Source organism: Williamsia maris, assembly GCF_024171815.1.
Lineage (GTDB): Bacteria > Actinomycetota > Actinomycetes > Mycobacteriales > Mycobacteriaceae > Williamsia_A > Williamsia_A maris.
In genome coordinates this window covers 800,985-815,257 of record NZ_JAMTCJ010000002.1, presented here as the reverse complement: position 1 = coordinate 815,257, position 14,273 = coordinate 800,985, and the positions used below count along the sequence as shown (strand labels likewise).

Here is a 14,273-nt window from a genome sequence, read left to right as displayed (position 1 = left end):
TCGGCGGCGGTAGGCTTCGCGCGTGACCCAGCCGTCGACCTCCGCGGACGAGCGTTCGGCCGTGCGCCTCTTCGCTCTCACCGACGCGGTGTTCGCCATCGCCATGACGCTCCTGGCGATCGACCTCAAGGTCCCCGAACTCGGCAAGGACGCAACCTCCGCGGAGCTGACCCGCGCACTCGGAGAGCAGTGGCCGAGCTACATCGCCTTCGCGTTGAGCTTCTATCTCATCGCGAAATACTGGGTCCGCCACCACCGGGAGATGCGCCACGTCGTCACGTGTACGCCGGCACTCGTCGGCCGCACCATCGCCCTGCTGTTCACCATCACCGCGATGCCGTTCGCGGCCGCCCTGCTCGGCCAGAACGGCGGTGCGGGCGGCATCGCCGTGGTCGTCTACTCCGGGGTGAACGCCGCCGCCCTGCTCGCACTGCTCAGCGTGGATCGCGAGTCACGTCGACTGACGGCCGACGAGGACCGGAGCCCGTCGAGCGCAACCGATCTGGTCTGCGACCTCGTCGCCTACCTGGTCGCCGCGCCCGCCGCCTACATCTTCAGCGGTCACGGCGTCGTGGCGCTGACAGTATGTCTGGTCATCGCCGGACGCACGGCGGGCGTGATGCGTCGTCGCCGGGAGCGGCACTCGGTCACGGCAACCCCGCCCATCGGGCCGACCGAATAGTTCGCAAGTCGGTCAAATCGATCGCACCGCTTGGTGTTTCGGTGTCGCTCAGGTAAGTCCTTAGGGACAGGTACCACCAGCGGCGCGGGACGGATGATTCGACATGGCGACGACGAGCAGCGACAAACTCGACTCCGATCAACGATCGGCGTTCGTCGCCAGTTACCTGGGCTGGACGATGGACGCCTTCGACTACTTCATCCTGGTCCTGGTCTACTCAGAGATCGCCGACGACTTCGGTGTCTCGTTGGAGAAGATGGCCTACCTGACGACGGTCACCCTGGTGATGCGGCCGGTCGGGGCATACCTGTTCGGCATCTGGGCCGACAAGGTCGGCCGCCGCACCCCGCTGATCGTCGACGTCTGCTTCTACTCGGTGGTCGGCTTCTGTTGCGCGTTCGCTCCGAACTACTGGGTCCTGTTCGCTCTGCGACTGCTGTACGGCCTCGGCATGGGCGGCGAATGGGGCCTGGGCGCCGCCCTGTCGATGGAGAAGGTGCCCGCACACCGCAGAGGGTTCTTCTCCGGCATCCTGCAGGGCGGCTACGCGGGCGGCTACCTCCTCGCGTCGGTCGCGTTCCTGCTCGTGCACTCCTGGCTGGGGTTGAGTTGGCGCTGGCTGTTCGCGCTGTCGCTCCTGCCCGCGCTGGTCAGCCTGATCATCCGGATGAACGTGTCGGAGTCGCAGGTCTGGGTGTCGACCAAGGCCACGCTCGAACGCAACAACACCTCGGTGCGCACGGTCTTCCTCAACCCGAAGGTGCTGCGTCGCTTCGTGTTCCTGGTCATCCTGATGGCCGCGTTCAACTTCCTCTCCCACGGCACGCAGGACATCTACCCGACGTTCCTCAAGTCCGACGAGAACCGCGGCGCCGGTCTCGATGCGACGACCGCGACGTGGATCGCCGTTCTCTACAACGTCGGCGCGATCATCGGCGGGTTCATCCTGGGATGGGCGTCGGACCGCATCGGGCGCAAGGGAGCGATCATCGTCGGCGCGGTACTGACGCTGCCGATAATCCCGATCTTCGCCTACTCCACCACCGCCGGGATGCTGTGTCTCGGATCATTTCTCATCCAGGCCGCGACGCAGGGGGCATGGGCGGCGGTACCCGCCCACCTGTCGGAGATGTCACCGAACGCCATCCGCGGCTTCTATCCCGGCGTCACCTATCAGCTCGGCAACGTCATCGCGGCACTCAATCTACCTCTGCAGCAACATCTCTCCGAGAAGTGGGGATACCCGATGGCGCTGTCGGTCACCGTCGCCGCGGCGGCCGTCGTGGTGGCGGTCCTCACCGCCGTCGGCAGTCAGGCCACCGCGGTCGATTTCACCGACGAACCCGATCGGGCCCCCGCTCTCACGCGGTGAGCGCGAGCGCCTCCAGCGGATCGCTGTAGATGGCATCCAGCGACACCGCGCCCGCGGCCTGCTGCTGCACCGACGCACCGGCGCGCGTCACGCGGACGTCGCGGTTCGGGGCGGCGGGGGTGTTGCGGACGGCCTTGGCGACCGCGGGCAATGTCGACGGGGAGTCGGTGAACGCCTGACCACCCAGGATCACGTGGTCGGGGTTGAAGATGTCCGCGACCAGCGACACCGCGCGGCCGAGGACCTCGGCGCGTTCGAGCAGGATCGCCGACGCCGTCGGGTCACCCGCGGTGGCCGCGGCGTGGACATCGTCGATGTTCTCGACGGACATCCCGGCCGCCCGGGCCGCCTCGACGACGCCGGTGTCACTCGCCGACGGCTCGAGCTGTCCGGTGCGGTGCGGGTCGAGCAGCGTTGTGGGCCCGCTGGGGAAGTGACCGATGACCGGCGGGCCTGCGGTCGGGGTGTAGACCGTGCCGCCGACGGTGAAGGCGATGCCCACCATCTCGCGGGCGTAGAAGTACAGGAAGCTGCCGCTCTCGTCCTTGGGGTTGACCAGCAGTTCGGCCGCGGCCATCGCCTCGACGTGCGACGCCACCGACACCGGCAGTCCGAGAGCCTGCGAGAGCACCGGTCCGACCGGGGCGCCGGTCCAGCCCAGGCGCGGATGGTCGACGAGACCGCCCTCCGAGACCCGACCGCCGATGGCGACACCGGTCCACAGCACGCGCTGGGCCGGCCACCGCGAGGCGAAGCGTCGTGCGCTCACGCCGATCGCGGTGAGGGTCTGCTCGGCGGAGTCGCCGGCCGGGGTCGGGATCTGGATCGCCCCGACCACCCGATGCAGCAGGTCATGGGTGGTGATCGAGGTGACCTTGAGTCCGATGTGGATGCCCACCGTCAGGAAGCTGTCGACGTTGAGCTCGAACGGGAGGCGAGGGCGACCGATGGCACCCGCCGGGGCCAGATCGGCGCGTTCACGCAGCAGGCCTGCCTTCAGGAGGGCGCTGACCTGGCGGTTGACCGTCGAGATGCTCAGGCCCGACTGGGCCGCGGCGTCGTCACGGAAGATCGGGCCCTGCAACCGTGCGGTACGCAGCACGACGGCCGACGGCTTCGTCGACAGGTGCAGCTGCGGGGTTGCGATGTGAATTTTCGGCGTCCTCGTGGTGAACGGCCCGGTTGCCGCTCCCGCGTTGAGGGCCCGCGAGCCGCCGTAGGCCAGCGGACCGGTCTGACGTGTGCGTCGCGCAGGCGACCGGGACGGCTGTTCGGTCGGACGGCGAGCGGCAGGCTGTCGCGTGCGATTGGAGAGGTGGTCGAGCGTCGTGGTCATGTCGTCCTCGTTGAATCTGCCACACCGAACGCGGAAAGCGCAGGTACGGGAGCGAATGTCTGAATCGCCGAGAGGCCGGGGATCGGCGGACTCGGGGTCGGGTCAGAACGCTCAACAACAGAAGAGACGCACGAACGGCAAACGGCAGCCCAAAGCGGTGATCACGTAGGTGATCTCCGGGATGTGCGACGTCGAGCTCGGCATGAACGCCAATCTAGCAACATGAACTGTCGGCGGCAAAGGTCAGCGCCGTCGCCGCGGGCTCGACACACCCGCAGGTAGACGCGCTGTGCGCGGATTCTAGCCAGCTCACAGCCCTGCCAACGGGTTGCGATCACGGCGATCCAAAGACCCGGGTCCCGCGTCCCGAGCGGTGAGACTGGTGGGCGACCTCGCCTGAATCACCGTTGTCCCCTCCTCGAGCCCCGTCTCGCGAAAGGTGTCTGTGTGTCTGTTCGTCTCCACTGGTTCCTGCCCACGTACGGGGACTCCCGGAACCTGATGGCCGGCGGCCACGGGTCGTCCATGTCGGGCGATCGCCCCGCCGACCTCCGCTACCTCAAGCAGCTCGCCGGGGCCGCCGAGGTCAACGGATTCGAGTCGGTGCTCACCCCGACCGGGCTGTGGTGTGAGGACGCATGGTTGTCGACGGCGATGCTCGTCGAGACCACCGAGACGCTCAAATTCCTTGTCGCACTTCGCCCCGGCCTGACCAGCCCGACACTGTCGGCGCAGATGGCCGCGACACTGCAGTGGCAGTCGAAGGGACGTCTGCTGCTCAACGTCGTCACCGGCGGCGAGTCGAGCGAGCAACGCGCGTTCGGCGACTTCCTGTCGAAGGACGCCCGCTACGAGCGGTGCGGGGAGTACCTCGACATCATCAACCGGCTGTGGACGTCCGACGAGCCGTTGTCGTTCAACGGCAAGCACCTGCGGGTCGAGGGCGCGTCGCTGGCCCGTCGTCCCGATCCGCTGCCCCCGATCTTCTTCGGCGGGTCGTCGCCAGCCGCGGGCGCTGTCGCGGCGGCGCACGCCGACACCTATCTCACCTGGGGTGAGCCGCCCGCGGCGGTTGCCGAGAAGCTGGATTGGATCCGCGGACTCGCGGCGCCGCTGAACCGGACGCCCGGATTCGGGATCAGGCTGCACGTCATCGCCCGGGAGACCTCCGAGGCGGCGTGGGCCGAGGCCGACCGACTGCTCAGCTCGCTGGACCCGACGGTGATCGAGAACGCCCAGGCGTCGTTGCGCCGATCCGAGTCCGAAGGTCAGCGTCGGATGCGTGACCTGCACGGCGGCGGGGACGCCTACGTCGCCGGTGGCGACGCCCGCACCCTGGAGATCTACCCGAACCTGTGGAGCGGCGTCGGTCTGGTGCGTGGTGGCGCCGGTACCGCTCTGGTCGGGTCGTACGACGAGGTCGCCGAACGCATCTCCGAGTACGCCGACCTCGGCATCGACCACTTCATCCTCTCGGGCTACCCGCACGTCGAGGAGGCGTACCACGTGGGCGAGGGCGTACGCCCGGCGTTGCGTCGGCGAGGCCTGCTCGATTCCGCAGAAGAATCCGTCGAGCCAGTTCGAGGCGCTTTTCTACCCACCCTGGAACCATCCGGCGCGTCGTGAGTCAGAGTGTAGAAGAGCATCAACGATCCATAGTCAACAAGAAAGAGTCGCAATGAGCACCGAGAAGATCGCGGACGAGGTCAAGTTCGCGTATTGGGTCCCCAACGTCAGCGGCGGTCTCGTCACCAGCGAGATCGAGCAGCGCACCAACTGGGAATTCGAGTACAACAAGAAGCTCGCGCAGACCGCCGAGCGCGTCGGCTTCGAGTACGCCCTGTCGCAGGTGCGGTACATGGCGTCCTACGGCGCCGAGTTCCAGCACGAGTCGACGTCGTTCTCGCTCGCGCTGCTGATGGCGACCGAGAAGCTCAAGGTGATCACCGCGATCCACCCCGGCCTGTGGCATCCCGCCGTGCTGGCGAAGTTCGGCGCGACCGCCGACCACCTGTCGAACGGCCGGTTCGCGATCAACGTCGTCTCCGGCTGGTTCTCCGGTGAGTTCAAAGCCCTCGGCGAGCCGTGGCTCGAGCACGACGAGCGTTACCGTCGCAGCGCGGAGTTCCTCGAGGTCATCCGCAAGATCTGGACCGAGGACAACGTCGAGTTCGCCGGCGACTTCTACCGCATCCGCGACTTCACCCTCAAGCCCAAGCCGCTCAACACCCCCGAGCGTCCGAACCCGGAACTGTTCCAGGGTGGCAACTCGTCGGCGGCCCGTCGCAACGGCGGCCAGTTCGCCGACTGGTACTTCTCCAACGGCAAGGACTTCGACGGCGTCACCGAGCAGATCGAGGATCTGCGCACGGTCGCCCAGGCCCACAACCGCGAGACCCGATTCGGTCTGAACGGCTTCATCATCGCCCGCGACACCGAGTCCGAAGCCCGCGACACCCTGCGCGAGATCATCGAGAAGGCCAACAAGCCTGCGGTGGAAGGCTTCCGCGACTCGGTGCAGCAGGCCGGTAAGTCCACCTCGGACGGCAAGGGCATGTGGGCCGACTCGAAGTTCGAGGACCTCGTCCAGTACAACGACGGGTTCAAGACCCAGCTGATCGGTACGCCCGAGCAGATCGCCGAGCGCATCGTCGCCTACAAGAAGCTCGGTGTCGACCTCATCCTCGGTGGCTTCCTGCACTTCCAGGAGGAGATCGAGTACTTCGGCGAGAAGGTCATGCCGCTCGTCCGCGAGCTCGAGGCCGCCGAGAAGGTCTCGGCCTGACAATGACCGCGGTCGCCGCAACCCGGATCGGATCACGCGAGCAGGCACTGGATTCCGCGCGCCTGCTCGCGGCACGATTCGGTCCGGGTGCGGCCGATCGCGATCGCCATCGTCGACTCCCGCACACGGAGATCGCCGAACTCGCCGCCTCGGGACTGCTCGCGATCACGGTCCCGGTGCAGTACGGGGGCGCCGGACTGCCCCCGTCCTCGGTGGCCGAGGTGTTCCGCATCATCGCCGCCGCAGACCCGAACGTGGCGCAGATCCCCCAGAGTCACTTCGTGCAGGCCAACCTACTGAGGCTCGCCGGCACCGCGGATCAGCGGCACAAGTTGTTCACGCACATCCTCTCCGGAGGGCTGCTCGCCAACGCCCACGCTGAACGCGACACGGCGCTGTCCAACCTCATCGAGACCCGGATCTCCCCCGACGGCAACGACTTCCGCCTCGTCGGGACCAAGTTCTACTGCACCGGTTCGCTGCACGCCGACACCCTCGCGGTGCTGGCCCGGCTCGACACCGATGCGGACGAACTACTCGCAGGCGAGTACACCGTTTTCGTCCGATCCGACGCCGACGGTGTCGAGATCATCGACGACTGGGACGGGATCGGGCAACGTACGTCGGGGAGCGGGACGGTCGTGTTCGACGATGTCGCCGTCGCCGCTGCCGATGTCATCGCCCGCGACGCCGCAGTCGACGCCCCCACGGGCTTCGGCGCGTTCTCACAACTCCTCCACGCCGCCATCGACACCGGGATCGCCGCCGGCGCACTGCATTCTGCGGTCGATTGTGTTCGCACCCTGTCGAGGCCGTGGTGGGAGGCCGAGGTCGAGCACGCAGCCGACGACCCTCTACTGATCCAACGCTTCGGTGAGCTCTCCGTGGTGGTCTCCGCTGCCGAGGCGACCCTCGAGGTGGCCGGTCGCGCCGTCGACGCGATGCAGCTCTCCGGCGACGATCCGGTACTGCTCGCCGCCGAGGCATCGGTGGCGGTCGCGACCGCAAAGGTCACCTCCGACCGCGCCGCCAACGAGGTGTCGAGCGCACTGTTCGAGGTGTCGGGCACGCGGAGCGCCGCCAACGACCTCAACCTGCACCACTTCTGGCGCAACGCGCGCACCCACACGCTGCACGATCCGGTCCGTTGGAAGTACCAACACCTGGGCCGCTACGTACTGCACGGAACACCACCGCCGCTGCACACCATCATCTGACCAGCGCACCACGGCTTCGATGACGTGTCGTCGGCGGCTTTCGTCGTCGTGCGTCGTTCGAGTTCACAACCGCTGACGGTGCGGAAGCCCCGCATCGAGTGTGCGTCGTTTTGCGGTCGTCTCACCCCGCGCTGTCAGCACACTCGAAGCGTGTTTCCACACAGTCAGCACCTCGGTCATCAGCACCCCACGGCCGACTGTGTGGAAACGTGCCATCGAGTGTGCTCACGGCACGACGTGACGTGCGAATCGAACAACGCACACTCGATGACGCGGTTCCGCACCGTCGGCGGCTCTCCGTCGTGCGTCGTTCGAGTTCACAACCGCTGACGGTGCGGAAGCCCCGCATCGAGTGTGCGTTGTTTTGCGGTCGTCTCGCCCGGCGCTGTCAGCACACTCGAAGCGTGTTTCCACACAGTCAGCACCCCGGTCGCTCGACGGCTCGCTTCCGCACCGTCGGCGGCTCGCCCTAACATGAGCGCTGTGGACGAACCAGCCCGAGATTCTGTCGTCGGTACCTGGGAGGCGCGGATCGAGGAGTTCTGGCGCACCGTGGATCTCGATAACCGGCAGGACGCGGTCGCACGGATGCAACGACTCGTCTCCGAGCGTGCACCCGACGATCCCGACGCCCGGTTCGAGATGGGTGGCGCGTACGACTCCTGCGGGTACGAGGAGGAGGCCGCCGTCGAGTATGCGGCCGCACGCGCACACGGTCTGGGGGGAGCTCGGCTCGCGCAGCTGAACATCCAACAGGGATCCACCCTTCGCAACATCGGTCGGGTGGACGACGCGGTGGCCATGCTGCGCGCGACCGAGCCCGACCCGTCCATCGGGGACGCGCGTGCAATCTTTCTCGCGTTGGCTCTGCGCGACGCCGGCCGACCGGACGAGGCAGTGCGAACAGCGATCGAGGCCCTGATCCCTCACCTACCCCGCTACCAGCGTTCGGCCGCCGCGTACGCGAGAGCGCTGACCGAACCGGATGATGAGGGGCGTTCACACACCGCTGACGGTGCGGGATTCTGAACGTCCTGACCACCACTTTCCCTGGTCGGATGTCCGGGTTCTGCCGTAATCTCTGCGCATGACCGTGCAGACCACGACGGATGACGATTTTCTCGCGATCACCGAGCCGTATCGCCGGGAGATCATGGCGCACTGCTACCGGATGATGGGGTCGCACCACGACGCCGAGGACCTGGTGCAGGAGACCTACATCCGCGCCTGGCGCGGGTACGCCGGATACGACCAGCGTGCGTCGGTGCGGACATGGCTGCACAAGATCGCCACCAACACGTGCCTCACGGCGTTGCAGACCAAGAAGAAGCGCCCGCTGCCGTCCGGGCTGGGCGGCGACGCCTACGACCCGACCGCCCCGCTCCTGCAGGACCACGAGGTCCCGTGGCTGGAGCCTTTCGCCGATCTCGACTCCGCGTCGCCGGCCGACACCGCCGACCCCGCAGCCGTGGTCGGGTCACGCGAGTCGATCCGATTGGCGTTCATCGCGGCCCTGCAGCATCTGCCGGAACGTCAGCGCGCGATCCTGATCCTGCGTGATGTCCTGCAGTGGCGCGCCGCCGAGGTCGCCGACACCCTCGACCTCACCGTCGCAACGGTGAACAGCTTGCTGCAGCGTGCGCGGACGCAGGTCAAACTGGTTGCTCCTGAGCGCGATTCGGTGTCCGAGCCGGACGAGGCAACCCAGCGAGAAACGTTGGAGCGCTACTGCGCCGCCTTCCAGAACTACGACGTCGACGCCATCGTCTCGATGTTCACCGACAAGTCGATCTGGGAGATGCCGCCGTTCACCGGTTGGTACCAGGGCGGCGAGCAGATCGGCACGCTCATCCGTCGCAACTGCCCGGCGGAGAAGGCGGGCGATCAGATCCTGCTGCCCACCACCGCCAACGGCCAGCCGGCGTTCGGGCTGTACATGCGGGGCGAGGACGGCGTCCATCGGCCGTTCCAACTGCAGGTGCTCGAGCTGTCGGCCGAGGGCAAGGTCGACCATGCGATCGCGTTCTTCTCCGACGACATGGTCGGTGACTTCGCGCGGTTCGGTCTCCCCGAGACCGTCGCTCCGATCGACTGATCTGACTCAGAACACACATCGGCCGCCGGGTGCGAAACCCGGCGGCCGATGTTGTTCGTGCGTGCTACCTAGAGGCAGCGAGAGATCACTTGGTGTTGACGGTGATCGTCGCGACGCCCACCAGCAGACCGGCCTTCACAGCGTCGGTCTTGAAGGTCTGGTTGAGCAGACCGGCGGCGGTCTCCGAGATGTGAACGGTGGTGCCGGTCAGGACCGCGGTGCCGTCGGCCTCGTTGGCCTGCAGCGGCTTCAGGGTACTGCCGTCCAGGTCGAAGACGATCGCCTGGGTGGCGGCGACCTGGCCGTTGACGGCGACGTCGGCCATCAGCTTCGAGGTGCCGGGATCGATGGTCAGGTTGGTGATGTCGACCTTGGTGTCGCCCGCGGTCAGCGAGAAGCCGGCGCCGGCGTGCTCGATCTTGCCCTGCACGTACGGCTGGATGCTGCCGGGCGTGTAGTAGGTCACGTTGCCGCCGGTGATCGGGAAGACCAGCGAGCCGTTCTCCAGCTTGGCTCCACCGACGACGCCGGGGGTGAGCTTGAGGGCGGTGAGGGCATCGGTGAAGCCGGTGTCCAGCGCAACCGCGGTGTCGCGGCCCGTCAGTGCCGGGATGGTCGCGACGGGAGCCGGGGTGCTCTCGGCGGCGGCCGAGGAGGCCGGTGCCGAAGCGGCGGCGCTCGAGGAGCTGCCCGAGTCAGAGGAGTCGTCGCTCGAGCAAGCAGCGGCGGGGAGGATGGCAATCGCGGCGATGGCGGCGGCCATCACGGTCTTGCGGTACTTGATCATCATTGGGTGATTCCTTCTTTTCACTCTGTGCCGCAACGAATCTCGTTGGCGACTGCGTTTCGAGTCATCGAGATCATGACAGCTCTGAAGCCCACCGAACGCAACGGCGCTCGATCGCAACGGAACCGACGCATCAGCACGCAACAATCAAAGAATTGCAACGAAACCGACGCAGGAAGCAGCTCCATGTTCGGTGTTCCACCGTGTACAGGCGGAGCAGCGTCTCCATGTAGGGCATTCGCAGCCGGTGCGGTAGCGGCTTGGTCGGGATACCGAAATAATCTGAGAATCCGCTAGCAAAACACTGAAGGTGCAGGTCAGAGGACATGAATCCGTTCAGGATTCGCCTGAGATCGCCGAAGGATCCATCCACACGACCTCCCAGACGTGCCCGTCGATGTCCCGGAAACTGCGGCCGTACATGAATCCGTGGTCCTGCGGGTCCTTCCACACCGACCCTCCCGCCGCGAGCGCGGTGTCGGTCAACTCGTCGACCTCGTCGCGACGATCCGCCGAGATCGCGAGCAACACCTCGTGGGCCGATGCGGTGTCGCAGATGTCGCCGACGATGAAGTCGATGAAGCGCGGCGTGTTGAGCAACATGATCGTGCACTGGTCGTTGAGCACGAGCGAGACGGTGTTCTCGTCGGAGAAGGCCTCGTTCACCGTCAGCCCGAGTCCGGTGAAGAAGGTGCGGGACGCGGCGACATCGGCGACGGGCAGATTGACGAACAGCATGCGGGACACGGCGAGCTCCTGGGTTCGAAGGGTGTGCGTTCACCGGTACTGACACCGTCGGCCCGGAGAACTCATCGGTACCCGACCCGGCGCCGGTGCGTTCATCCTTTGGCCGGATGCGCGCCACTCGGGACATGGCCCACTATGGACACACCATGGCCCTGATCTCCGACGCACCGGTCCGCCTCGCGACACGTCGTCCGTGGCTGCCCGGTGCCGTCCGCGCAGAGCTCGAGAACGATCCCCGGCCGTTGATCGGGAAGCGATCCCCGCGCGATGTCCTGGTCGATCTGCTGATGATCCTGCTGGCCGTCGGCATCGGACTGCTCGGTGCGGTTCCGCGGCTGCACGGCCACACGCTGAACCTCGTCGCCGACCTGGCGGTGGGAGCGGCGTGCTGCGTCCTGCTCCTCTGGCGCCGACGGTGGCCCGTGCCGGTGGCCGTTCTGATCAACCTGGTCTCGATCCCGTTCGCCGGGGCGGGCGGCGCGGCGTATCTCGCCATCTTCTCCCTGGCGGTGCATCGACCCCCGCGATACTCGATGGCGGTCGGCGCGCTCGGTATCGGCGCCGGGCTCGTCAACTACACGATCGTCGGAGTCGACAACGGGTTCCTCTTCAACGCGTTCTTCCTCGTCCTTCTCATCGCGGGCGCGATCGGCTGGGGCACCTCGATCCGCAATCGGCGTCAGCTGCTGATCTCGTTGGCCGAGCGGGCGCGACGGGCGGAGTCCGAGCAACGTGAGCGCCTCGCGGCGGCCCGAGCGGTCGAACGCGAGCGCCTGGCGCGGGAGATGCACGACGTGCTGGCCCACCGGATGAGTCTGCTGTCGGTGCACGCGGGTGCACTGGAGTACCGCCCGGATGCACCTGCCGCCGACATCGCGCGCGCCGCCGGCGTCATCCGCAGCGGTGTGCACCAGATGCTCGAGGACCTCCGCGACGTCATCACGATGCTCCGCGACGACTCCGAGGACCTCGCCGCACAGACGAACTCGTTGGCCACGGTGGACACCCTGTTCGACGAGGCACGCCAGGCCGGGAGTCCGGTGCACGCCCACGTCGAGGTCGAGCACGGCGACGAGGTCCCCGGTGTCGTGGGGCGTACGGCGTTCCGGGTCGTCCAGGAGGGACTGACCAACGCCCGCAAGCACGCGGGCGCGGTGCCGGTGAGCGTCGACATCATCGGCGGACCCGGCAGCGGCCTGTCGATCACCATCAGCCAGCCGCTCAACCACACCTGCGATCGGGAGAAGATCCCCGGTGCGGGTTCGGGCCTGGCCGGGCTCGACGAGAGGGTCACTCTCGCGGGCGGGACCCTCGAGCACGGCATCGTCGAACACCGTTTCGTCCTGTCGGCGCAGCTGCCCTGGGAGAAGGGAACCGTCGGTGTCTGAGCCGATCCGATTGTTGCTCGTCGACGACGAATGGCTGGTGCGGGCCGGACTGCGGACGATGCTCAGCGGCGAGGCCGACATCGAGATCGTCGGCGAGGCGGCCGACGGTGAGGACGTCCCCGACCTGGCCGTGCAGACGCACGCCGACATCGTCCTCATGGACATCCGCATGCCGCGGGTGAACGGTCTCGTCGCCGCCGAGCGGTTGCGCGCACTCCCCGACCCGCCGCACGTGGTGATGCTGACGACCTTCGACGCCGACGACCTCGTCATGCGTGCCCTACGCGCGGGCGCGAGCGGGTTCCTGCTCAAGGACACCCCACCGCGCGACCTGATCGCGGCGCTGCACTCGGTCGTCGCCGGCGACCCGATCCTCTCGCCGCAGGTGACGCGCCGGCTGATCGAGCAGGTCACCGACCCCGACCCGGACGACCGCAAGGTCCGTGCGACGAGTCAGATCGACGAGTTGACGCCGAGTGAGGTGCGCGTTGCCGTCGCCGTGGCGCAGGGGTCGTCGAACGCGGAGATCGCCCGCGAGCTGTTCGTGTCGATCGCGACGGTCAAAAGTCACATCTCGCACATCCTCGACAAACTGGGTTTCAACAATCGCGTGCAGATCGCCCTGCTCGTGCACGACGCGATGCCCGAGAAGATCGGTTGAACGGCGACGCGCGTCGGTAACGACGTGCGGGTACGCAGCGATACCACGTGATAGTCGGAAAACTTCTCAGCTCCACCTGGAGGTCACCCATGACCGAGTACTCCTACCCCGCCGCGATCGCGGCCATGTTCGCCGCCCTCGCCGCCGACAGCGTCGTCACCGAACCCCCGGCGACGTCCGCCGCCGCCGAACCCGACGTCGGCGGTCTTGGGATCCGCTGACCGCATCAGCCCCTGGCGTCCGTTCTGACCGGTTGTGCGACAACCGATTCGGACATCGTCGAGCCCTGGGCCGCCGGTGTGGTAGTCAGATGCGATGAAGAAGTTGATGCTCGTCCTGGTGATCCTGCTGGCGCCGGCGCTGATCGCCACCGGATGTAAGTCGTCGTCGGACTCCGCGTCGAGCAGCACCGCGCCGTCGGCGAGTGCCACCGCGTCGTCGTCGGACGGCGCGGACTGCCCGACGAGCAACACGACCTCGTTCGCGAAGACGAAGTTCGTGCTGCACAGCGGACTCGCGTTCGGAGCCTTCCACCGCTATCTCTACAAGCCCTACCGGGCGGGAACCTTCTCCAAGGGTGCCGACGGACGGGTGACCGCGTTCGTCAAGGGCGGTGTCGCGGCGCTGTTCATCAAACGCGAGGTCCGCCTGGCCTCGGAAGACGTGAAGGCCAACCCGACGTTGTGCAAGGCCATCGCGGCGCCCCTGGCCAAGATCGGCGACACGGTGCAGGACGCCTTCGACAAGGTCAAGGGTGGCGACGCGTCCGGGGTCGACTCGGTGAACTCCGCGATCAGTTCGATTACCTCGTCGTCGAGCAAGAACGGCGTCGACATAAAAGAGGACGACAACCCGAACATCGGGGGCTGAGCGAGCCGCTCAGGCCACCGCGCGCATCGCAACACCGGTCGGGCGGGCCGGGACTGCACGCGTCGTCATCTCGGTGAGCAGGTCGACCAGCTCACCGCCCAGCGACCGCGTGATCGCGCTGATGACCTCCGACGACGCCTCCTTGTGACCGCGTTCGATCTCCGAGAGGTAGGTCATCGAGACGCCGGCGCGTTCGGCGACGTCCTTCAGGGTCCGTTCCTGGCGACGACGTGCCGAGCGAAGGGTGTCCCCGAGCAGTTCGCGCATCAACGGACCCTCGGTGCGCGCCGGCGTGATCTGCTCGGCGGGAACCACGTGGAGATCTGCCATCGA

15 protein-coding genes are annotated in these 14,273 nt (G+C 67.1%); 11 read left to right on the top strand and 4 right to left on the bottom strand.

The features are described 5' to 3' along the window. Nucleotides 1-22: 22 nt before the first annotated feature. Nucleotides 23-682 carry a TMEM175 family protein gene (locus tag LX13_RS10820; protein WP_253661331.1) on the top strand — a complete coding sequence of 220 codons (660 nt, stop codon included), beginning with the start codon at nt 23-25 and terminating at the stop codon, nt 680-682. A gap of 103 nt (nt 683-785) precedes the next feature. Next, complete coding sequence (locus tag LX13_RS10815) at nt 786-2,054, top strand: MFS transporter (RefSeq protein ID WP_253661330.1); 1,269 nt, start codon at nt 786-788, stop codon at nt 2,052-2,054. Here LX13_RS10815 and LX13_RS10810 read toward each other — a convergent pair. Then, complete coding sequence (locus tag LX13_RS10810) at nt 2,044-3,207, bottom strand: ROK family transcriptional regulator (protein ID WP_308214744.1); 1,164 nt, start codon at nt 3,205-3,207, stop codon at nt 2,044-2,046. The genes LX13_RS10815 and LX13_RS10810 overlap by 11 nt on opposite strands. Nucleotides 3,208-3,837: 630 nt before the next feature. On the opposite strand from LX13_RS10810, the gene LX13_RS10805 reads away from it, so the two are divergent. The 5 genes from LX13_RS10805 (at nt 3,838) to LX13_RS10785 (ending at nt 9,487) form a co-directional block, all read left to right on the top strand. Further along, the gene (locus LX13_RS10805; RefSeq protein ID WP_253661328.1) at nt 3,838-5,016 is read left to right on the top strand and encodes an LLM class flavin-dependent oxidoreductase; all 1,179 of its coding nucleotides are present in this window, start codon (nt 3,838-3,840) and stop codon (nt 5,014-5,016) included. Nucleotides 5,017-5,068: 52 nt separating this feature from the next. Then, complete coding sequence (gene sfnG, locus LX13_RS10800; protein WP_253661327.1) at nt 5,069-6,175, top strand: dimethylsulfone monooxygenase SfnG; 1,107 nt, start codon at nt 5,069-5,071, stop codon at nt 6,173-6,175. A 2-nt stretch (nt 6,176-6,177) separates the two neighbouring features. After that, nucleotides 6,178-7,392, top strand: a complete 1,215-nt coding sequence (locus tag LX13_RS10795; protein ID WP_253661326.1) for an SfnB family sulfur acquisition oxidoreductase — start codon at nt 6,178-6,180, stop codon at nt 7,390-7,392. A 483-nt stretch (nt 7,393-7,875) separates the two neighbouring features. After that, a complete protein-coding gene (locus LX13_RS10790; protein ID WP_253661325.1) occupies nt 7,876-8,421 on the top strand; it encodes a tetratricopeptide repeat protein in 546 nt (181 codons plus the stop codon). A 58-nt stretch (nt 8,422-8,479) separates the two neighbouring features. Next, nucleotides 8,480-9,487: a sigma-70 family RNA polymerase sigma factor gene (locus tag LX13_RS10785; protein ID WP_253661324.1), complete on the top strand. Its 1,008-nt coding sequence runs from the start codon at nt 8,480-8,482 to the stop codon at nt 9,485-9,487. An 85-nt stretch (nt 9,488-9,572) separates the two neighbouring features. Here the strand turns inward: LX13_RS10785 and LX13_RS10780 are convergent, their stop codons facing one another. Together LX13_RS10780 and LX13_RS10775 are read right to left on the bottom strand one after the other, a co-directional pair. Then, nucleotides 9,573-10,277 (bottom strand): hypothetical protein, encoded by a 705-nt coding sequence (locus LX13_RS10780; RefSeq protein WP_253661323.1) that lies wholly within the window; start codon nt 10,275-10,277, stop codon nt 9,573-9,575. A gap of 333 nt (nt 10,278-10,610) precedes the next feature. Continuing rightward, complete coding sequence (locus tag LX13_RS10775) at nt 10,611-11,021, bottom strand: VOC family protein (RefSeq protein WP_253661322.1); 411 nt, start codon at nt 11,019-11,021, stop codon at nt 10,611-10,613. Nucleotides 11,022-11,128: 107 nt separating this feature from the next. Between LX13_RS10775 and LX13_RS10770 the strand changes: the two genes are divergently transcribed. From LX13_RS10770 to LX13_RS10760, 4 genes are all read left to right on the top strand, one after another. Beyond that, a complete protein-coding gene (locus tag LX13_RS10770; protein ID WP_253661321.1) occupies nt 11,129-12,409 on the top strand; it encodes a sensor histidine kinase in 1,281 nt (426 codons plus the stop codon). Continuing rightward, nucleotides 12,402-13,070: a response regulator gene (locus tag LX13_RS10765; RefSeq protein WP_308214731.1), complete on the top strand. Its 669-nt coding sequence runs from the start codon at nt 12,402-12,404 to the stop codon at nt 13,068-13,070. Before LX13_RS10770 ends, LX13_RS10765 begins: the two co-directional genes overlap by 8 nt. Before the next feature lie 89 nt (nt 13,071-13,159). Further along, nucleotides 13,160-13,291: a hypothetical protein gene (locus LX13_RS23250; RefSeq protein ID WP_301300862.1), complete on the top strand. Its 132-nt coding sequence runs from the start codon at nt 13,160-13,162 to the stop codon at nt 13,289-13,291. Nucleotides 13,292-13,385: 94 nt separating this feature from the next. Then, a complete protein-coding gene (locus tag LX13_RS10760) occupies nt 13,386-13,940 on the top strand; it encodes a hypothetical protein (RefSeq protein WP_253661320.1) in 555 nt (184 codons plus the stop codon). A gap of 9 nt (nt 13,941-13,949) precedes the next feature. Here LX13_RS10760 and LX13_RS10755 read toward each other — a convergent pair whose 3' ends face one another. Continuing rightward, complete coding sequence (locus LX13_RS10755) at nt 13,950-14,270, bottom strand: helix-turn-helix domain-containing protein (protein WP_253661319.1); 321 nt, start codon at nt 14,268-14,270, stop codon at nt 13,950-13,952. Nucleotides 14,271-14,273: the final 3 nt, after the last annotated feature.